Consider the following 18,818-nt stretch of genomic DNA (forward strand, 5'->3'; position numbering starts at 1 on the left):
CCAGGGGATCGTAATCCACTCTCGGGAAATTCCTGGGTAAAGCCCATTCAAAATTCGATCCATGGCGGATCGATGTTGCGATGAGTTGCGGGCCCGGGATGTTCGACCCCATCTGAACGGAAGGATTCGCATGCCGGATCCACCCGGACTGTCCAGAGTGTGACCGGCGAATTTCGGCCAGGTGCAGGACGGCCTTCACCTCGGCCGTCAGGCGTGACGGCCGTGCAGCGCCCTGCACTCATGACCTTCGACGAGGCCGAGGAGCGCGGGGGCCGGCGTCAGGTTCCGGCCAAAGCCCGCCGCCCACCGTCCCGGACTCACCCCACCACGGCCTCAACCGAAGGTAGTCGGAATGCTGCTGCGGCCGCCTTCGCACGGATCTGCTCCTCGGCCATGTCTTGGCCAACGTTTGACCGACTCCAGACGCCACTACACGTTTCGGCAGCCGGACGGACTCCGCGCGACGCGGCACCCACCGCCGGATCGGCGACCTTCAGGCCGCCCACAACACCGCCGACCCCGTCCTACGCGCCGGACCCCGCGCCCGCTTTCGTCCCCCACCTCGACGAGGCCGAACCCGCCTCCGCACAGGCGGCGGACGTGACCGGTGTCCCGGGGCATCCCTCCGGCCGCCGGAGGACGTCCGGCCCCGGCAGGCCGGGACCCCGGCGCCCTCACCCGGTCACCGAGGACGCCGCAGGTGCCGGCGACTGACGGGCCGTCAGTCGTCCGACGTCGTCACCCTCGTGAGGGCCACTCCCCCGACGAGCAGGCACAGCGCATCAACTCCCCTTGCTGCAACTGTTATTGTTACAGCAAGGGGGTGGAGGACGTGAGCGCCAACAGCAGGATGACGGTCGCCGTCCATGTGCTGACCTGGATGGCCCTGGTGCACGGCCGCGGACGCGACGTGGTCACCTCGGACCAGATCGCCACGAGCGTGGCCACGAACCCGGTCGTGATCCGGCGCAGCCTCGCGGACCTGCGCGAGGCGGGCCTGGTGACGGCCCGGCACGGCGCGGGGGCCGGCTGGACGCTGGCCCGCGCCCCGGAGTCCATCGCACTGCTCGACGTCTTCCGCGCGGTGCACGACGAGCCCCTGTTCGCCCTGCACCGCGGTGAACCGAACCAGGCGTGCCCCATCGGCCGTGGCATTCGGCCGGCGCTGCGCGACGTCTACGCCGACGCCGAGGAGGCCGCTCGGCGGGAGTTCGCGAGGGTCACGATCGCGGACGTCCTGCGGGACACCCTGGCCACCCGCTCCGACTGAACCGGCGCCCCGGTGCGGCCGGACCCACCCTCGCCCGCAGCTGTAACAGAACTTGTTTCATTGGCGTGGGTCATCCGGCGTCCCCGGGTGGTCCTGACCTCTCACACACGGAGGTGTGACGCCATGCTGGCGATCGAGTACCGGCGCCACGGCGGCTACGAGGAACTGCAGCCACCCGGTGAACCCCTCCTCGCCTGCGGCATGGCCTGGATCACCTACCACCTGCCCGGCCCGCGCCGGCCCGACGGACGCCGCGGCTACCTCGACGGCGTCGTGACCGGCGCCCCCGCGGCCGCGGCCACGCACGCCGCATCGTGGGCGCACTGGTCGGCCGCCTCCGCACGGCGGGCATCCACCACGTCCAACTGCACGCCGGTGCGGCCGGAAGGCCGGTGTACGAAGCCGCGGGCTTCGTCACGGGCACGTACCCGGGCATGGACCTGATCACGGCTCCGCCCACCGGGTGAGGCACTGCCGAGCAGCCGTCGTGCGGTGACGGGCGTCGTACGGTGACGGACGGACGCAGAGGGCAGACCTGGCAGAGGGCAGACCTGTTCGAAGTGGCACGCCTTGATGAAGCAGTCACGAGGCTGGGCGACGGCGAGGAGGATGCGCTCCACGAGCGACTGCGCCGTCAGGGCGTCCCGGTCCCCGGCGGCTGCTCGCCGTCACCGGCCACGACGACTCCGGCAGGCCGGGCGGGTTCCGGCTCTACGCTGTCGGTCGTGTCCACTCACCAACGGTCGTTCACCGTCGACGGCGATGTCGAAGTGCCCAGCCCCGGTGCGGACGAGGTCTGGACCGTCGGCGCCGTCATCCTCGATCGGGAGGGCCGTGCCTTCGCCCAGAAGCGGAGCCGGGACCGTCGTCTGTTTCCCGGTGCCTGGGACATCGTGGGCGGTCATGTCGAGGAGGGGGAGACGCTTCTGGAGGCTCTCGCGCGTGAGGTCGAGGAGGAGACCGGCTGGCGCCTGACCCGCGTGCGGCGGTTCCTCGGCACCACGACCTGGACGGGGGACGACGGCGGTGGCCTGCGTCACGAGGCCGACTACCTGGTCGAGGTCGACGGCGACCTGGACCATCCGGAGCTGGAATGGTCCAAGCATTCCGCCTACGGCTGGTTCGGCCCCGACCGGCTCGCCCGTCTCAGGGAGAACTGCGGACCAGGGGAGTTCATGGTCCACGACCTGATGGCCCGTGCCGTCCGGGATCACCCGGGCACGTCCCGGTGACCTGGGGCGTGGGTTCTTCGGGCAGGCGCTCTTCCCGGTTTCCGGCTCAGGTCACCAGGTCACCTCCTAGGGTCGTCCGTATGATGATCGACACCGAGGCCTCCGGCTTGCTCTTCGAATCCCTCCGGGCGGACGCCCTCACCAGTCCGGACCAGCTGCGCGAGCTCTACGCGCAGCCGAACCCGAACTCGTTGCGCAAGGAGACCGACCGCCTGACCGAGGAGACCCGGGCGCTGATCGGCTGTTCCTCACTGGTGTTCATCGGCAGCGCGGACGCCGAGGGCCGGGCGGACGTGACGCCGCGCGGCGGCCCGGCCGGGTTCGTCTCGGTCCTGGACGAGCAGACCCTGGTGATCCCCGACGCGACCGGCAACAAGCGGCTCGACACCATGCACAACGTGCTGCAGACCGGACGCGTCGGCCTGCTCTTCCTCGTCCCCGGCCGCCCGACCACACTGCGCGTCAACGGCCGCGCCTGCGTCTCGGCGCGCCCGGAGCTGCTGGCCCGGCTCACCCCCGTCGGAAAGCCACCGGTCACCGCGTTGGTGGTGCACGTCGAACAGGCCTATCCGCACTGCCCGAAGTCGCTGATGCGCGCCGACGCCTGGCGACCGGAACGGTGGCTGTCCGCCGACGCCCAGCCGACCAGCGCCGAGGTGACGCTGGCCCAGCTGAACTTGCCGGGCCTGACCCTCGACCAGATCGAGGAGGTCGAACGGGAGTCGCTGCGCCTGCGGTACGAGTGAGTTCGGCATGGATCCACCGGTGAGGGTGGACCTCGTACGGCGGTCACCATCGGATGCGGTGTCCGCGAAGGCGCGCGCCGGGCGAGACGGGCCGGCCTTTTCCGAGAGGGGCTCTGAGCGGATGGTGGGTGGACCGGTCGGCCGCGGTCGGCTGTGCGGACCGCCCGACGGCAGGTTCACCACCCGCCTGTGCCGAGCACGCCGCCGCCCCTCGTACGGGCCGCCGGGGAACCGCGTGAAACTCTGACGCGCATGACCCGGATCCTGACGCGCACGGACCTGTTGGAACTGCTGGACCCCTCGGAGTGCATCGAGGTGCTGCGAGACGGGTTCGCCGTGTCCGCGCACAGCTCGCCGCCGGGCCGGCGGGTGCGCACCGACCTTCCCTTCCCGGGCACCGCGACGGCCCTGCTGCCCGGACTGCTTCCGGGGACGGACGCCTACACGGTCAAGGTCAACGCGAAGTTCCCTGGCGCGGTCCCGTCCCTGCGGGGTGTGATCTGCCTCCACAGCGGCACGGACGGCGCACTGCTGGCCCTGATCGACTCCGCCACCATCACGGCCTGGCGGACCGGCCTCGCCGCGGCCCTGGCCACCGATCTGATCGCCCGGCCGGCCGGCGACGGTGCCCGCACGGTCGGCGTGATCGGCGCCGGAGCCCAGGCCGAACTGACCGTCCGTGGGCTTCGCACGCTGAGGTCGTGGGACCGTCTGGTCGTCCACGACGTCGACGCACGGCGGGCGGCCGCCTTCGCACGGCGGCACGGCGGCACCGTGGTGTCGGCGCCGGCGGAGGTGGCCGCCGCGGCGGACGTGGTGGTACTGGCCACCTGGTCGCGTGAACCCCTGCTGCACCTGGAGGACGTGCGGCCGGGACAGCACCTGACCTCGCTCGGTGCCGACGAACCCGGCAAGCAGGAAATCGCCCCCGAAGTCCTCCTCTCCGCCCGGTTGATCGTCGACGACGCCGCACTCGTCGCCACGCACGGCGCCCTCGCCACCGCCGGGCTGCCCCCCTCGACGGCTGCCGCCTCCCTCGGAGAAGTCGTCCGCGGTGACGCCCTCGGCCGCTCCCACGGCCGGGAAATCACCGTCTACGCTCCCGTCGGCCTGCCCTGGCAGGACCTGGCCCTGAGCCGGCTGGTCCTCCAGCAGGCCGAGGCAGCGGGAAGGGGAGCGACCGTCGACCTCCTGGCATGACCGCCGCCGGGGGCACGGCGTCCCGGCCCCGGCATGTCCGTTCCAGGCGGAGGCCGCACTGCAGAAGCAGGCCGTCGAGGACGACGCGGAAGAGCTGTCGGCGGAGTGCGGGAAGTCAGAGGCCGCCCGCGCCGGCCAGGCCGGTCAGGGCGCCGACCGGGTCGAGGTCGGGGGTGCCGCGGGGCCACCAGTCGTCGCGGCCCGGCTCGGACTCGTAGGCGTACCACAGACCGGTGCGGCCGAGGCGGAGTTGGAGGTGCCCCGCGGGGTGCGTGAGGTGGTTGCGCCAGGGGCGGAAGGCGGGCAGGTCGGCCGCGAGCAGCAAGGGGCGGGCGCGGTCGAAACGGCCGGCCGGCGGGTCCCAGGGCTCCTCCAGGACGGTGAGGGCCTCGAGGCCGCCCTGCCGCCAGGCGGCCACCGCGCGCGCCAGTTCGGACGTGCTGCGGCCGGCCGCGCGGGCCAGGGAGGAGTACAGCGCCCGGGTGCCGGCGGTGAGGCCGGAACCGGGGCGTGCGGCGGCGTGCCGGACGGCGTCCTGCCACAGCGTCAGTCCGCCGACCGGATCGCGGCCCGTGGTGAGCAGGGCGTGGGCGCGGGCGGCGGCGTCGGTGGCCAGCTGGTCCAGCGCGAAGGGGTCCGGGCCGCCCGGCGCCGCCGGGTAGGCCGGGGGCTGCTCGGGGTGCGGGGGCGCGGGCAGCGGTGCCGGGAGGGGCGGGAGCGCCCGCACGGCCAGCGCCTCGGTGGCCCGGACGCCGGGGAGGGGCTCCGGGCCCTTGTCCTGGGCGGCGCGGGCCGCGCGGGCGGCGCTGAGCCGGGACAGGGCGTCGAGCAGCTCGCGTTCGCCCCTGCCGCGCAGCAGGAGCAGGACGAAGGGGTCGGCGTCGAGCAGCCGCGCCGTCTGGTAGCAGAGGGCGGCGGCGTGCTTGCAGGGGTGGCCGGAGTCGGGGCAGCTGCACCGGGGCACGAGGTCGCCGGGGCCGGGCAGCAGCGGAACTCCGCAGTCGGCCAGGGTGTGGGGCAGCTCCCCGTCGAGCAGGGCGGCGATGTGCCCCGGCCGTTCGGCGGCGGCGTCCAGGAACCGCTCCCAGTCGGCGTCGTCGAGGGTGCGCAGCCGCACCTGCACGCGGTACGGCCTCGGACGGCTGCCCTGTACGTAGGCGAGGGCGAGTCCGGGCGTCACGGTGATGGCGTCGACGTGCCCCTGCTCGGCGTAACCGCGGCCGCGGCCCAGCCGCTCGGCGTCCAGCGCGCCTTCCTCGAGCGCGGTCACCCAGGCGTTCCCCCACCAGGTCTCGGCGAAGCCGCCGTCCGGTGCCGTGCCGGGCGGGAGGGCCGGGAAGGTGCGCCGGAGGTCGCCGTCGCGGTTCGGTGCGGCCATGGAGCGGGGAGTGCGGGGGGCCGCCGGTGGAGTGGAGCGGTCCTGGCCGTACGCCACCGGGTACGCGGTCCGGCCCCGCACCGCCGGGTCCCCCTCCGGGGGCACCACGGCCTGCCGCGGTGGCGGCGGCCCGTGCGACGACCAGGAGGGCGGGAGCGACGGCTCGCCGGTGGGTGCCGGGGCCTCGGCGGGCTGCGCCGTGTGCTCGGTGCGAGAGGGCGCGGAGGTGGGGTCGGGGTCGGGCGCCGCGCCGGAGGACGGGTCGGGCGCCGCGCCGGAGGACGGGTCGGGCTCCGTCGGTGACGGCACCACGCTCCGGGGGGTCCCGGCGGTGGTCCCGGGTGGCGGAGCCTCGTCGGGGAGGTCCGCTTCCGGGGGCAGCCGGAACGCGTCCGCGATGAAGTCCCGTACGACGCGGGCGCGGGCCTCGGCGGGGGAACCGCCGGTCCCGGGAGCGCGACGGGCCGGGTGGGCGGCTCGTCGTCCGCCCGCCGCGCGCTCGGCCTCGGCGCCCTCCCTCGCCTGCCGACGGGCCGCCCGCAACGCCTCCCGCACCACGTCCGCCGGACGGCCGTCCGCCTTGGGGACGGAGACGGAGACGGAGGCGGTGTCGGGGGACGCCGGGTCGTCGCCCGGATCCGCCGGGTCGGCGACGGCCCGTGCGCTGCGCAGCGCCGCGCGGGCGACGTCCCCGGGGCGCGGCCCGGCGTACTCGCCGTGGCTCCGGCTCGCCCCTCGGTTCCGCTCCTCGGGCCCCGCCGAGCACGCGTCCTGTGGCGGGGCCGGGGTCCGGCCCCGCTCGGGCGCCGCCTCCCGGTCCGTGCCGTCCGCGTCGGCGTCCGCGGCGATACCCGCGTCCGTCCCGGCGTCGGCCGGGCGGGCCGTCTCGCCGCGCTCGCGTGCCGCGCGCAGGGCTCGGCGGGCCTCGTCGGCGGGGCTGGGGGTCATGACGGCCTCCGCAGGGACACCAGGTCGGACAGCTCGCGGTCCGTCAGCTCGGTCAGGGCCGCCTCGCCTCCGCCGAGGACCGCGTCGGCCAGGGCCCGCTTGGACTCGAGCATCTCGGCGATGCGGTCCTCGACCGTGCCCTCGGCGATGAGCCGGTGGACCTGGACCGGCTGGGTCTGGCCGATGCGGTAGGCGCGGTCGGTGGCCTGTTCCTCGACGGCCGGGTTCCACCAGCGGTCGACGTGCACGACGTGGCCCGCGCGGGTCAGGTTGAGGCCGGTGCCGGCGGCCTTCAGGGACAGGACGAGGACGGGGGTCGCCCCGCTCTGGAAGCGGTCCACCATGCGCTCGCGCTCGGACACCGGCGTACCGCCGTGCAGGAGTTCGGCCGGGACCGCGCGGGCGGCCAGGTGGGCGGTGATGAGGCGGGCCATGCCGACGTACTGGGTGAAGACGAGCACCGAGCCGTCCTCGGCGAGGACCGTGTCCAGCAGCTCCTCCAGCAGGGCGAGCTTGCCGGAGCGGGCGGTGAGCCGGTCGGCCCCGCCCGGCGGGTGCTCCTCCTTCAGGAACAGCGCCGGGTGGTCGCAGATCTGCTTCAGCGAGGTCAGCAGCTTGAGCACCAGTCCGCGCCGGGCCATGCCGCCCGCGGTCTCGATGGCGAGCATCGACTCGCGCACCACCGCCTCGTACAGCGCGGCCTGTTCGCGGGTGAGCGGCACCGGGTGGTCCGTCTCGGTCTTCGGCGGCAGTTCGGGGACGATGCCGGGGTCGGACTTCCTGCGGCGCAGCAGGAAGGGACGGACGAGGCGGGCCAGGCGCCGCACCGCCTCCTCGTCCTCGCCGTTCTCCACCGCGCGCGCGTGCCGGGCGCGGAAGGACTCGAGCGGGCCGAGGAGGCCGGGGGTCGTCCAGTCCAGCAGCGCCCACAGTTCGGAGAGGTTGTTCTCGACCGGTGTGCCGGTGAGCGCCACCCGGGCCGGGGACGGGATGGTGCGCAGCGCCTTCGCGGTCGCCGAGTACGGGTTCTTGACGTGCTGCGCCTCGTCGGCGACGACCATGCCCCAGGGCTGTTCGGCCAGGGTCGCCGCGGCCGACCGCATCGTGCCGTAGGTGGTGAGGACGAAGCCGTCCCGCAGGCCGTCCAGGGTACGGTCGGGGCCGTGGAAGCGGCGGACGGGGACGCCGGGTGCGAACCGGGTGATCTCCCGCTGCCAGTTGCCCAGCAGGGAGGCCGGGCAGACCACGAGGGTCGGCTCGGTGCGGGCCCTTTTCAGGTGCAGGGCGATGACGGTGATCGTCTTGCCGAGGCCCATGTCGTCGGCGAGGCAGCCGCCGAGGCCGAGCGAGGTCATGAGGTCCAGCCAGGCCAGGCCCTCGAGCTGGTAGTCGCGGAGGGTCGCGTGCAGGCCGGGCGGGGGTGCGGCGGGGCGGACGCCCGCCGTCAGCCGGTCGCGCAGGGCGGCCAGGGCACCGGCCGGCACCACCTCGACCGTCTCGCCGTCGGCCTCCGCGGTGCCGGTGAGGGCGACGGCGAGGGCGTCGACCGGGTCGAGCAGGCCGAGGTCGCGCTTGCGGGCCCGGCGGGCGACGGCCGGGTCGACCAGGACCCACCGGTCGCGCAGCCGGACGACCGGGCGGTGGGCCTCGGCGAGGGCGTCCATCTCGGCCTCGGTGAGCGGGTCGCCGCCGATCGCGAGCTGCCAGCGGAACCGCAGCAGTTGCTCGCTCTCGAAGAAGCCCGTGCCGTCGGTCGCCGAACCGGGCGCGGGCCGCACCACCGCGGTCGCGGTGAGGTCCTGGGCGAGGTCGCGGGGCCAGTGCACGGCGACCCCGGCGGCGGCGAGCCGGCCGGCCGCGACGCCCAGCAGGTCGGTGACCTCCTCCTCGGACAGGCCGAGGACGTCGGGCACGTCCTGCTCGGTGAGCCGGTCGAGCGGTGGCCACACGCGCGCCGCCCGCCGCACCGCGAGGGCGGCGTCCACGCGCGCGCGGGGGCCGAACGCGGCGTCGGCCGCGCCGGACCACAGGTCCGCGGCGTCGGTGACGAGGGTGGGGTCGGCGAGACTGTGCACCTGGACGACGGCGGCCCCGGCGCGGCGTGCGCCGCCGTTCCCGTCGCCGTCGAACAGGTCGTACGCCGAGAGGTCCAGGCGCAGGGAGATCCGTACGCCCGCGTCCATGCCGGCGGCGACCTCCGCGGCCCAGTCATGGGCGCCGGGCAGGCGCTGGGCGGCGCGTGCGGCGAAGGGGCGGCCCGCGGCGTGGGGTGCGGCGGGGGTGCGGGGCAGGGTGTCGGCCACCGCGTCCAGGAAGGAGCGCATCAGTGCCTCGGGAGCCGGCAGCCGGATCGGGCCGGGCCCGTCCAGCGGGACCGCGTGGCCCTCGGGCGGCAGCGCGGCGGCCACCGCCCGCAGGTGCGCGATGTCGTCGGGGTCGAGCGGGCCGGCCCGCCAGGCGTCGTGCCCGGTCGCCGTCAGGCCGGGCAGCAGGCGTCCGCGTGCGGTGAGCCGCAGGGCGTGCAGGGCGGCGGCGCCCCAGCAGGCGGTGGCCGGGTGGGCGGCCGGGTCGTGCCGGGCGCGCACCAGCAGGGGCAGGGCGTCGGTGAGCGGCAGGGACAGCGCGGGCGTGGTGGCGCGGCGCGCCCCGGTGCCGTGCCGGCGTACGACGGTGAGCTCCGTGGGCTCGGGTGCGGCCGCCGCGGCGCCGGGGGCCGGGGGCTCCGCGCCGGTGACGGGGCCGCCGTCGGGGTCCCAGAAGGCGATCCTTCCGTCACGCGGGAGGGGGGCGGGCAGGAAGACGGCGGCGAGCCGGGCGGGCGGGGAGGGGGCGGGCGGCTCCGGCTCTCCCCGTCCGCGGGTGCGCGGGGCCGCGGTGACCGTACCGGTCGTGTCGCTCATACGTTCTGTCACCTCCCGCCCACGTCTCGGAATCAGTTGTCTCCGACTCTACGGGCGGGGTCCGACAATCGGCCCCGGCGGCCTGTGGGACGGGTCCGCGGCCCGGGGCGCACGGTCGGGGGCGGCGGGCCCGGTCAGGGAACCGTGCGCGCGACCACGTACACCATCGGGCGCTCCGGGTCGGACATGTTGACCAGCACGTCGTGGGTGGGCGCCGGGTTCGCCTGCTCGTGGACGAGGCCCCACCACGGGCCGGGCCGGTCGAAGTTCCAGCCGGTGATCTCCTGGTCGCGGTCGCCGATGGCCTGCTCGTCGCGCTCCAGGTCGCCCCGGGAGACGCCCAGGCCCGCCAGGAAGGCGTCCAGGCCGGCGCCGCTGGTCTCGAACTGGACGTAGAGGCGGCTGGTCTTCCAGTTGTTCGTCTCGTAGTAGGCGACCTCTTCGGACGGGAGCGGGACGGGGACCTCGTAGAGGCGGCGCTGGAGCTTGGAGGGCCAGCCCTCGGTCAGGCCGGTCGCCGAGTACTTGGCCTCCTTGACCCTGCCGCTGTCGCGGCTCTGGTTGGCGGAGATCACCAGGTAACCGGCCGGAACGCCGATGAGCAGGACGATGATGAGCAGGGTCAGCGCCCGTCGGCGGATCATGTGCCGGCGGTCCTCGGCCGGGCGCACGGGTTCCTCCGGGGCGTCGGCCCCGTCCGGGCGGGGGTCCGTCACCGCGACTCCCCGGACGTACGGCGGGCCTCCGCGTACCGCTCGTAGCGCTCGTGGCGTTCCACCCGGCGCCGCTTGGCGCGCCGGAACCGGCGGGCGACCAGGCGGGCCAGGTCGGCGGCGCCCACCATGCCGGCCTCGGGGCCGAGCTGGGCGCGGACGATGCGGGCCTCGGGGCGGTAGCCGCGGCCGGTGAGCTGGCGCTTGAACGCGTCGCGCGCGGGGCCGATGAGCAGGTCGTCGGCCGCGCTCACGCCGCCGCCGACGACGAAGCAGGACGGGTCGAGGGCCGCGGCGAGGTTGGCGATGCCGACGCCGAGCCACTGGCCGATGTCCTGGAGCAGCTCGACGCACATGGCGTCGCCCTCGCGGGCCAGCTCGGTGATCATCGGGCCGTTGATGTCGGCGATGTTGCCCTTGACGTGCTCGATCACCCCGTACGCCACCGGGGAGTCCGCGGCGGCCAGCTCCCTGGCCTCCCTGACCAGGGCGTTCCCGGAGCTGTACTGCTCCCAGCAGCCGCGGTTGCCGCACGGGCAGCGGTGGCCGCCGGGCACGACCTGCATGTGGCCGAACTCGCCGGCGACGCCGTACTTGCCCCGCTTGACCTGGCCGTCCTCGAGGATCGCGCCGCCGATGCCGGTGCCGAGCGTGATCATGACGAGGTGGTCCTCGCCGCGGCCGGCGCCGAAGCGCCACTCGGCCCAGGCGGCGGTGTTGGCGTCGTTGTCCACCAGGACGGGGACCGCGAGGCGGCCGGCGATGCGGTCGCGCAGCGGTTCGTTGCGCCAGGACAGGTGGGGGGCGAACAGCACGCGGTTGCGGTCGGCGTCGACCCAGCCGGCCGCGCCGATGCCCACGGCGTGCACGTCGTGCCGGTCGGAGAGGTCCAGGACCAGTTCGACGATGGTGTCCTCGACGACCTTGGGGCTCTTGGACTTGTCCGGGGTCTCCGTGCGGAGCTTCTCCAGGATGTTGCCGTCCGCGTCGACGACGCCCGCCATGACCTTCGTGCCGCCGATGTCGATGCCGACCGTCGGCACGCGGGGTGCCGTGAGGTGCGAGCGGCGTTCTCTCGTGCCCACGGTGCGCAGGACCGGGGCGCGGCGGGAGCCGATGGGGGCGGTGAGGTCGCGGTAGGTGCTCATCGGGTGCGATTGTGCCGCACGCTCACGCCGGGTGCCGAATGGGCGGGGGCGGGTGGAGCGGTCCGTTGCCGGGTGCCGGTCCGTCGCGGCCGCTCGCGCCGTTCCCCGCGCCCCTTACCGGCGTTCCAGTTCATGGCGCAGATCGTCCAGCTCGTTTCCGCCCGCCATCTGGCGGGTCAGCTCGTCCAGGGTGATGTCGTCGCGTTCGTGGTTGCCCACCATCGCGCCGCGCTTCAGGAGGACGAAACGGTCGCCCACCAGGTACGCGTGGTGCGGGTTGTGGGTGATGAGGACGACACCCAGGCCCTGGTCCCGTGCCGCCGCCACGTACTTCAGGACCACGCCCGACTGCTTGACGCCGAGGGCCGCCGTCGGCTCGTCCAGCACGAGCACCTTCGCGCCGAAGTGCACCGCGCGGGCGATGGCCACGCACTGGCGTTCGCCGCCGGAGAGGGTGCCGATGGGCTGGTCGACGTCGCGCAGGTCGATGCCCATGCGCAGGAGTTCCGCGTGGGTGGTGCGGCGCATGTGGTCGACGTCCATGCGCCTGAAGGGGCCGACGCCCTTGCGCGGCTCGGAGCCGAGGAAGAAGTTCCGCCAGACCGGCATGAGCGGGACGACGGCCAGGTCCTGGTAGACGGTGGCGATGCCGCGGTCCAGGGCCTCGCGCGGGGAGGAGAGGCGGGTCTCCTCCCCGTCGAGGGCGAGCGTGCCGCCGTCGTGCTGGTGGAGGCCCGCGATGATCTTGATCAGGGTCGACTTGCCGGCGCCGTTGTCGCCCAGCACGCAGGTGATCTCACCGGCGTGGACGGCCAGCGAGACCCCCTCGAGGGCGCGGACGTTGCCGTAGTGCTTGCTGACGCCGGACAGCTCGACGAGCGGTGTGCGGCTTTCGGTCTGCGTCACTTGGTGGCCTCCGCGCGCTTGCGGACCCAGGCGTTGAGCAGGGTCGCGAGGAGCAGCATCGCTCCGAGGAAGAACTTGAACCAGTCGGGGTTCCACTCGGCGAAGACGATGCCCTTGCTGGTCATGCCGAAGATGAGGGCGCCGACCGCCGAGCCGACGGCGCTGCCGTAGCCGCCGGTGATCAGGCAGCCGCCGATGACGGCCGCGATGATGTAGATCAGTTCGTTGCCGACGCCCTCGCCGGACTGGACGACGTCGTACGAGAAGAGCAGGTGCTGGCCGGAGATCCAGGCGCCGAACGCCACGCCCATGTAGAGGCCGATTTTGGTCCGGGTGACCGGGACGCCGACCGCGCGGGCCGCGTCCTTGTTGCCGCCGACCGCGAAGATCCAGTTGCCGGCGCGGGTGCGCAGCAGGATCCAGCTGGCGACGGCGACCAGGAGGAGCCACCACAGGATGGTGACCTTGAAGCCGACGCCGCCGATGGTGATCGTGGACGCGAAGACGTCGTGGGCGGAGGGGAAGCCCTCCATGTCCTCGATCGACTTGGTGGAGACGGTGCCGTCGATGAGCTTGGTGAAGCCCAGGTTCATGCCGGTCAGCATCAGGAAGGTGCCCAGCGTGATGATGAAGCTGGGCAGTTTCGTGCGAGTGAGCATGAAGCCGTTGAAGGCGCCGATCGCCAGGGTGACCAGCAGGGAGACGCCGACGCCGACCCAGACGTCGGCGGTCATCTGGTAGCTGAACATCGACGACACCAGGGCCGACGAGGTGACCATGACGCCCGCGGACAGGTCGAACTCGCCACCGATCATCAGCAGTGCCACGGGGACGGCCATGATGCCGATCGTGGAGGCGGCGTAGAGCACCGTGCTGAGGCTGGAGGCGCGCAGGAAGCTGTCGGCGAAGAACGCGAAGAAGACGAAGACCGCGAGCGCGCCGACGATGGACCCGAGCTCGGGGCGGCCCAGCAGCTTCCGGAGCGCGGAGGTCTGCAGAAGCCTTTCGTCGGCGTCTTTCACCTGCGTGGCGCTCATCGGGTGCCCCGCTCCGTGTAGTCGGCCAGGGCCGCGGCGTCGTCCTTGGTGATGATCTGCGGTCCGGTCAGCACCGGCCGGCCGCCGCCGAGGACGTCGGCGTTGTACTTGTACAGCCACAGCAGGTCGACCGCCTCGTAGCCCTGGAGGTAGGGCTGCTGGTCGACGGCGAAGCCGAGGGTGCCGTCCTCGAGGCCCGCGGCCACCTTGGCGTTGAGGTCGAAGGTGTCGATCTCGGCCTTGCTGCCGGCGCCCTGCTTGGCCTTCACGGCCGTGTCGGCGTAGGGGGCGCCGAGGGTGACGACCGCGTCGACGGACTTGTCGGTCTGGAGCTTGGCCTCGATGGCGGACTGCACGTCCGGCATGCTCGTGCCGGTGACGTAGAGCCGCTGGACCTTGCCGTCGAAGGTCTTCTCGACGCCGTCGCAGCGCTGCTCGTGACCGACGTTGCCCTGCTCGTGCAGGACGCAGAGCGCCTGCTTGCGGCCCCGCGCGTTCAGCTCCTCGCCGACGGCCTCGCCGGCGATCGTCTCGTCCTGCCCGATGTGGGTGAGCGCGCCGAACTCCTTCGACTCCTGCGAGCCGGAGTTCACGGTGACCACCGGGATGCCCGCCTTCTCGGCGCGGGCGATGGCGGCCTTCATGGCGTCGGGCTTGGCGAGGGTGACGATGATGCCGTCGACCTTCTTGTCGACGGCCGCGTCCACGAGCTGCGCCTGCTGCTGCGCCTCGTCGTCGTGGGAGTACAGGAAGTTGATGTTGTCCTTCTTCGCGGCCTGGTCGGCGCCGCGCTGGACGATGTCCCAGAAGGTGTCGCCGTCGCCCGAGTGAGTGATCATCGCGAAGGTCCAGCGGGGGGTGTTCACCGCCGCCTTGCCCTGGGCCGCCGCGGCCTTGCGGGCGTCCTCGGCGCGCTTGCCGCCGGTGCTGCTGCAGCCGGCGAGCGACACCGACAGTGCCCCCGCCAGTGCGATGCCTACCCAGGTCCGAAACCGTGCCACGAGGCCGTGCCCTTCTCGCTGTGCCGTGCTGTGCGTGCCGGGGTGTCCAGGCCCCGGCCGGGTTCTGGAGACCCCAAACGCCCCATTGTCCGACACGGGCATCGGTCGCACGGCGCCGGGGAGCGGTGGCCGGTCACATTGTCCGGACATGGAGACCTGCCCGCACGACGGGGCGGTCCCCCGGCCGGTGCGGGTCAGGACCGTACGAGCAGCTGGAACTCGAAGGAGTAGCGGGACGGCCGGTAGGTGTGCGTGCCCAGTTCGACCGCGCGTCCCGTGTCGTCGAACGTCGTGCGCCGCATGGTGAGCAGCGGCGCGCCCTCCTCCTCGTCGAGCCGCTCGGCCTCGGCGGCGGTGGCGGCGCGGGCGCCGATGGACTGGCGGGCGCTGTGCAGGGTGATCCCGGCGGCGCGCAGGAGCCGGTAGAGGCCGGTGGCCTCCAGCTGTCCGGTGTCCAGGTCGAGCAGGCCGGGCGGCAGGTGGTTGCACAGGTACGCCATCGGCTCCCCGTGCGCGAGGCGCAGCCGTTCGATCCGGTGCACGTCGCTGCCCTCGGCCACGCCGAGGGCGGCGGCGACCTCGGCCGTCGCCGGGACGACCGTGTCGACCAGGAGCTTCGTGGCCGGGTGCTGCCCCGCCGCCTCCAGGTCGTCGTAGAGGCTGCTGAGTGCCAGTGGGCGCTTGACCTGGCTGTGCACCACCTGGGTGCCGACGCCCCGGCGCCGCACGAGCAGGCCCTTGTCGACCAGGGACTGGATGGCCTGGCGGACGGTGGGCCGGGACAGGCCGAGCCGCGCGGCGAGCTCGATCTCGTTCCCCAGCAGGCTCCCCGGCGTCAGCGTCCCGTGCTCGATCGCCGCCTCCAGCCGCTGCGACAGCTGGTGGTACAGCGGCACGGGGCTGCCGCGGTCCACGCTGAGGTCCAGCGCCGCGGTCGGGTGTGCTTCTGGTTTCGGCACGGTCCGAGCGTAGCCCGGTGGACTATTGACGGAAAGTCGTGCGGTCCGGTTGTCCGGACATGCACATTGACAGGGTGCGGGCCGTGACCCACTTTGTTTCCATGCGCATCGGGGTCATCGGTACGGGTCGCATCGGCACGGTCCACGCCCGCACGCTCAGCCGTCATCGCGACGTCGGGTCCCTGATCCTCACGGACGCGGACCTGGGGCGGGCGCAGGCCCTGGCCCAGCGGCTGGGCGAGACGGCGGCGCCCGGGGTGGACGAGATCTTCCGGTGGGGCGTGGACGCCGTGGTGATCACGACGGCGACGTCGGCCCACGCCGAGCTGATCGGCCGGGCGGCGCGCTCGGGGCTGCCGGTGTTCTGCGAGAAGCCCATCGCGCCGGACATGGCCGGCACGCTGCAGGCGATTGCCGAGGTGGAGACCGCGGGGACGATTCTGCAGATGGGGTTCCAGCGCCGCTTCGACGCGGGCTACACGGGGGCGCGGGAGGCGGTGCGGTCCGGGCGGCTGGGCCGGCTGCACACGGTCCGGGCGGTGACGAGCGACCAGGCTCCGCCGTCCGCCGCGTACCTGGCGCAGTCCGGCGGGCTCTACCGGGACACCCTGATCCACGACTTCGACGCCCTGCGCTGGGTGACCGGCCGGGAGGTCGTCGACGTGTACGCCGCCGGGTCCGACGCCGGGCCGCCGGTGTTCCGCGGGGCGGGCGACGTGGACACGGGCGCGGCGCTGCTGACGCTGGACGACGGCACGCTGGCCACGGTGACGGCGACGCGGCTGAACGGCGCGGGCTACGACGTGCGCATGGAGCTGGCCGGGGAGCGCGACCAGATCGTCGTCGGGCTGGACGACCGTACGCCCATCGCGTCGACCGAGCCGACCGGGCCACCGGCCGCGGACAAGCCCTGGACGGGCTTCGTGGAACGTTTCGGGCCCGCCTACGAGGCGGAGCTGGCCGCGTTCGTGGAGGTGGTGCGGGGCGAGCGGGCCAACCCGTGCGACGGCCGCGAGGCGCTGCAGGCGCTGCGGATCGCCGAGGCGTGCGAGATCTCCCGGCGTGAACGCAGGGCGGTACGGCCGGCGGAGGTACCGGGCGGCGACGGCCCGACGACGGGCTGAGCGGGCGCCTTCCGGCGGGGGCCGGCCCTTCCGTCAGCGTCCGTCGTCGTGGTGGTCGTCCAGGAGGCCCGCGTCGTACGCCAGCAGCGCGATCTGCACGCGGTTGTCGAGGCCGAGCTTGGCCAGGATGCGGGAGACGTGGGTCTTGACGGTGGCGACGCTCATGTAGAGCTCCGCCGCGACGGCGGCGTTGGCCAGGCCCCGTCCGACGGCGACGGCGACCTCGCGTTCGCGGTCGTTCAGCACGGCGATGCGGGCACGCGCGCGCGTGCGCCTGGCGTCGGTGCCGGTGCCGGCCGCGTGCTCCATCAGCCGCCGGGTCACGGCGGGCGACAGGACCGGATCGCCGGCGGCGACCTTGCGCACCGCGTCGAGGATCTGCGCGGGCGGGGTGTCCTTGAGGACGAATCCGGCGGCGCCCGCGCGCAGGGCCCGCAGCACCTGCTCGTCGGCGTGGAAGGTGGTGAGCACCACGACCTGCGGGGCGTCCGCGCGGCCGCGCAGCCGTTCGGTGGCCGTCAGACCGTCCGTCCCCGGCATCCGGATGTCCATGAGGACGACGTCCGGGCGGGTGCGGTCGACGAGCGCCTCGACCTCGTCGCCGTCGGCGGCCTCGCCGACGATCTCGACGTCGTCGGCGCCGCCCAGCATGAAGGACAGTCCGGCCCGCACCAGCGGGTCGTCGTCGACGAGGAGCAGTCTGATCGCAGTCATGGCCCCACGTAATCACGGTCGTCGAGAGGAGCACACACGGACCCGGCCCTTGCTGCGGCCGGGCGGTGACGCCGCGTCAGGACGCCGGGACGGTGTTCCGGCCTCACCCCCACGGCAGCCGCGCCCGCACCTCGAAGCCGCCGTCGGCCGTGGGACCGTGCTCCAGCGTGCCGCCCGCCAGCGTCGCACGCTCGGTCAGCCCGATCAGCCCCTGCCCGGAGCCCGGTACGCCGGGCACGTCCCCCTCGGGCGGACCGTTGCGCACGGACACGGCGAGACCGTCGCCCGGCGCCCCGGTGACGGAGAGGGCGACCTCGGTGCCGGGGGCGTGTTTGCGGGCGTTGGTCAGGGCCTCCTGGGCGACCCGGTAGGCGGTGCGGCCCACCGAGGCGGGGACGGCGGCGGGGTCGGTGACGTGACGGACGAAGGTCACCTCCATGCCGGCCTGCCGGGACTCGGCGACCAGGGCGTCCAGTGCCGCGAGGGTCGGCTGGGGGCGGCCCGCGTCGTCGGAGTCGCCGGCCCGCAGCACGCCGATGATCTCCCGCAGGTCCTGCAGTGCCTCGTGGGCGCTCTCGCGGATGACGCCGGCCGCCCTCGCCACCTCCTCGCGGGACGCGTCGGGCCGGAACTCCAGGGCGCCCGCGTGCACGCTCAGCAGCGTCAGCCGGTGGGCGAGGACGTCGTGCATCTCCCGGGCGATGGCCTCCCGTGCCAGCCGTTGGGCCTGCTCGGACCGCAGCCGCGCCTCCGTCTCCACGCGCCTGGCCCGGTCGCGCAGGCTGAGCAGGAGCTGGCGCTTGGACCGGGCGAGCATGCCCCAGCCGGCCACCGTGACCGCCAGCAGGACGCCCAGGAGGACGGTGCCGAGATAGGGCAGTTCGGGGTCCGGTCGCACCCAGTAGAAGAGGGGCTGCACCAGCACGTTGGCGACGGTCAGCCAGGCCGTGTACCGGAAGGGGCGGTGGACGGCCACGGTGAAGAGGGAGACGAGCGCGGCGCCGGCCGAGGTGACCGACACGAGCCCGACGGGCACCAGCGCCACCGCCAGCCCGGCCGGCCACCGGCGCCTGAGCCACACGGCGGCGCACGCCGCCGCGCCGATCAGCTGGTCGGCCACTCCCCAGGCGTACGGGAGGTCGGGTTCCTGCTCCAGCGTGTCCGCGCCCAGCAGGCCGATCAGGACGGCGAGCAGGAAGCAGACGAAGTCGACGAGCCAGTCGCGTGCGGTCCGCCGGGACCGCCGTCCCGAGCGGTCCGCGTCCGGGTCGAGCTGGTCGGCCAGCGCCGACGGCAGCAGCCAGCGCCGTACCAGGGGTGCCGGGACGAGGGGTGCCGGCGCGGTCCGTACCGGCTTGTCTTTGCTCACGGTCGGCAAATCTACGCAGCGCGGGCCGCCGTCACCGCCCCTCGCGCCGGATCGTCGACCGAAGTCGCCGGTCCGTGGACTTTCGGCGTACCGGGCGTCCGGGAACGGCGACTTCGGTCGGCGGTGCCTCGCCCCGCGGCCGATGCGGGTGGGGGGTCCGCGGGGCGAGAGTC

The 18,818-nt window shown here is 74.0% G+C and carries 16 protein-coding genes and 1 pseudogene; 6 read left to right on the forward strand and 11 right to left on the reverse strand.

Annotation, left to right across the window (positions count from 1 at the left end; translation table 11 throughout):
• Positions 1-832 precede the first annotated feature (832 nt).
• Positions 833-1,270, forward strand: a complete 438-nt coding sequence (locus tag JHAT_RS08820; RefSeq protein ID WP_077797502.1) for an Rrf2 family transcriptional regulator — start codon at positions 833-835, stop codon at positions 1,268-1,270.
• Between the two features lie 123 nt (positions 1,271-1,393).
• Positions 1,394-1,714, forward strand: a complete 321-nt coding sequence (locus JHAT_RS34330) for a hypothetical protein (protein ID WP_143660388.1) — start codon at positions 1,394-1,396, stop codon at positions 1,712-1,714.
• Between the two features lie 104 nt (positions 1,715-1,818).
• Here JHAT_RS34330 and JHAT_RS35840 read toward each other — a convergent pair.
• Positions 1,819-1,923: pseudogene (locus JHAT_RS35840) on the reverse strand (SDR family NAD(P)-dependent oxidoreductase); the annotation flags it as partial.
• Between the two features lie 72 nt (positions 1,924-1,995).
• Between JHAT_RS35840 and JHAT_RS08830 the strand changes: the two are divergent.
• The 3 genes from JHAT_RS08830 (at position 1,996) to JHAT_RS08840 (ending at position 4,448) form a co-directional block, all read left to right on the forward strand.
• Entirely contained in the window at positions 1,996-2,502 is a 507-nt protein-coding gene (locus JHAT_RS08830; protein ID WP_253195449.1) for an NUDIX hydrolase, read from the forward strand.
• An 80-nt stretch (positions 2,503-2,582) separates the two neighbouring features.
• The gene (locus JHAT_RS08835; protein ID WP_077797505.1) at positions 2,583-3,248 is read left to right on the forward strand and encodes an MSMEG_1061 family FMN-dependent PPOX-type flavoprotein; all 666 of its coding nucleotides are present in this window, start codon (positions 2,583-2,585) and stop codon (positions 3,246-3,248) included.
• A 252-nt stretch (positions 3,249-3,500) separates the two neighbouring features.
• Positions 3,501-4,448, forward strand: coding sequence for an ornithine cyclodeaminase family protein (locus tag JHAT_RS08840; protein WP_077797506.1), 948 nt, complete (start codon positions 3,501-3,503; stop codon positions 4,446-4,448).
• Positions 4,449-4,563: 115 nt separating this feature from the next.
• Here the strand turns inward: JHAT_RS08840 and JHAT_RS08845 are convergent, their stop codons facing one another.
• From JHAT_RS08845 to JHAT_RS08880, 8 genes are all read right to left on the reverse strand, one after another.
• The gene (locus JHAT_RS08845) at positions 4,564-6,774 is read right to left on the reverse strand and encodes an SWIM zinc finger family protein (RefSeq protein WP_077797507.1); all 2,211 of its coding nucleotides are present in this window, start codon (positions 6,772-6,774) and stop codon (positions 4,564-4,566) included.
• Positions 6,771-9,674 carry a DEAD/DEAH box helicase gene (locus JHAT_RS08850; RefSeq protein WP_077797508.1) on the reverse strand — a complete coding sequence of 968 codons (2,904 nt, stop codon included), beginning with the start codon at positions 9,672-9,674 and terminating at the stop codon, positions 6,771-6,773. The genes JHAT_RS08845 and JHAT_RS08850 overlap by 4 nt, the downstream gene beginning before the upstream one ends.
• Before the next feature lie 134 nt (positions 9,675-9,808).
• Complete coding sequence (locus JHAT_RS08855; protein WP_107481875.1) at positions 9,809-10,390, reverse strand: sugar kinase; 582 nt, start codon at positions 10,388-10,390, stop codon at positions 9,809-9,811.
• Positions 10,387-11,535, reverse strand: coding sequence for an ROK family glucokinase (locus JHAT_RS08860; protein WP_077797509.1), 1,149 nt, complete (start codon positions 11,533-11,535; stop codon positions 10,387-10,389). The genes JHAT_RS08855 and JHAT_RS08860 overlap by 4 nt, the downstream gene beginning before the upstream one ends.
• Before the next feature lie 114 nt (positions 11,536-11,649).
• A complete protein-coding gene (locus JHAT_RS08865; protein ID WP_077797510.1) occupies positions 11,650-12,441 on the reverse strand; it encodes an ATP-binding cassette domain-containing protein in 792 nt (263 codons plus the stop codon).
• Positions 12,438-13,478, reverse strand: coding sequence for an ABC transporter permease (locus JHAT_RS08870; protein WP_077797511.1), 1,041 nt, complete (start codon positions 13,476-13,478; stop codon positions 12,438-12,440). Before JHAT_RS08870 ends, JHAT_RS08865 begins: the two co-directional genes overlap by 4 nt.
• Positions 13,475-14,479, reverse strand: a complete 1,005-nt coding sequence (locus tag JHAT_RS08875) for a sugar ABC transporter substrate-binding protein (protein WP_077797512.1) — start codon at positions 14,477-14,479, stop codon at positions 13,475-13,477. The genes JHAT_RS08870 and JHAT_RS08875 overlap by 4 nt, the downstream gene beginning before the upstream one ends.
• Before the next feature lie 194 nt (positions 14,480-14,673).
• On the reverse strand, positions 14,674-15,438 hold the full coding sequence (locus JHAT_RS08880; RefSeq protein ID WP_077797513.1) for a GntR family transcriptional regulator: 765 nt from the start codon (positions 15,436-15,438) through the stop codon (positions 14,674-14,676).
• Between the two features lie 101 nt (positions 15,439-15,539).
• Between JHAT_RS08880 and JHAT_RS08885 the strand changes: the two genes are divergently transcribed.
• Positions 15,540-16,562: a Gfo/Idh/MocA family oxidoreductase gene (locus JHAT_RS08885; protein WP_077797514.1), complete on the forward strand. Its 1,023-nt coding sequence runs from the start codon at positions 15,540-15,542 to the stop codon at positions 16,560-16,562.
• A gap of 33 nt (positions 16,563-16,595) precedes the next feature.
• On the opposite strand, the gene JHAT_RS08890 is transcribed toward JHAT_RS08885, so the two are convergent.
• Positions 16,596-17,276 carry a response regulator transcription factor gene (locus tag JHAT_RS08890; RefSeq protein WP_077797515.1) on the reverse strand — a complete coding sequence of 227 codons (681 nt, stop codon included), beginning with the start codon at positions 17,274-17,276 and terminating at the stop codon, positions 16,596-16,598.
• A 103-nt stretch (positions 17,277-17,379) separates the two neighbouring features.
• On the reverse strand, positions 17,380-18,654 hold the full coding sequence (locus tag JHAT_RS08895; protein ID WP_077797516.1) for a histidine kinase: 1,275 nt from the start codon (positions 18,652-18,654) through the stop codon (positions 17,380-17,382).
• Positions 18,655-18,818 lie beyond the last annotated feature (164 nt).

This window comes from Streptomyces sp. JHA26, from assembly GCF_002005565.1.
GTDB lineage: Bacteria > Actinomycetota > Actinomycetes > Streptomycetales > Streptomycetaceae > Streptomyces.

What these genes read in the sequence shown, in the direction of transcription:
- JHAT_RS34330 (WP_143660388.1), top strand. Translation starts at nt 1,394, where the DNA reads ATGCTGGCGATCGAGTACCGGCGCCACGGCGGCTACGAGGAACTGCAG.
- JHAT_RS08835 (WP_077797505.1), top strand. Translation starts at nt 2,583, where the DNA reads ATGATGATCGACACCGAGGCCTCCGGCTTGCTCTTCGAATCCCTCCGG.
- JHAT_RS08840 (WP_077797506.1), top strand. Translation starts at nt 3,501, where the DNA reads ATGACCCGGATCCTGACGCGCACGGACCTGTTGGAACTGCTGGACCCC.
- JHAT_RS08845 (WP_077797507.1), bottom strand. Translation starts at nt 6,774, where the DNA reads ATGACCCCCAGCCCCGCCGACGAGGCCCGCCGAGCCCTGCGCGCGGCA.
- JHAT_RS08850 (WP_077797508.1), bottom strand. Translation starts at nt 9,674, where the DNA reads ATGAGCGACACGACCGGTACGGTCACCGCGGCCCCGCGCACCCGCGGA.
- JHAT_RS08860 (WP_077797509.1), bottom strand. Translation starts at nt 11,535, where the DNA reads ATGAGCACCTACCGCGACCTCACCGCCCCCATCGGCTCCCGCCGCGCC.
- JHAT_RS08870 (WP_077797511.1), bottom strand. Translation starts at nt 13,478, where the DNA reads ATGAGCGCCACGCAGGTGAAAGACGCCGACGAAAGGCTTCTGCAGACC.
- JHAT_RS08885 (WP_077797514.1), top strand. Translation starts at nt 15,540, where the DNA reads ATGCGCATCGGGGTCATCGGTACGGGTCGCATCGGCACGGTCCACGCC.
- JHAT_RS08890 (WP_077797515.1), bottom strand. Translation starts at nt 17,276, where the DNA reads ATGACTGCGATCAGACTGCTCCTCGTCGACGACGACCCGCTGGTGCGG.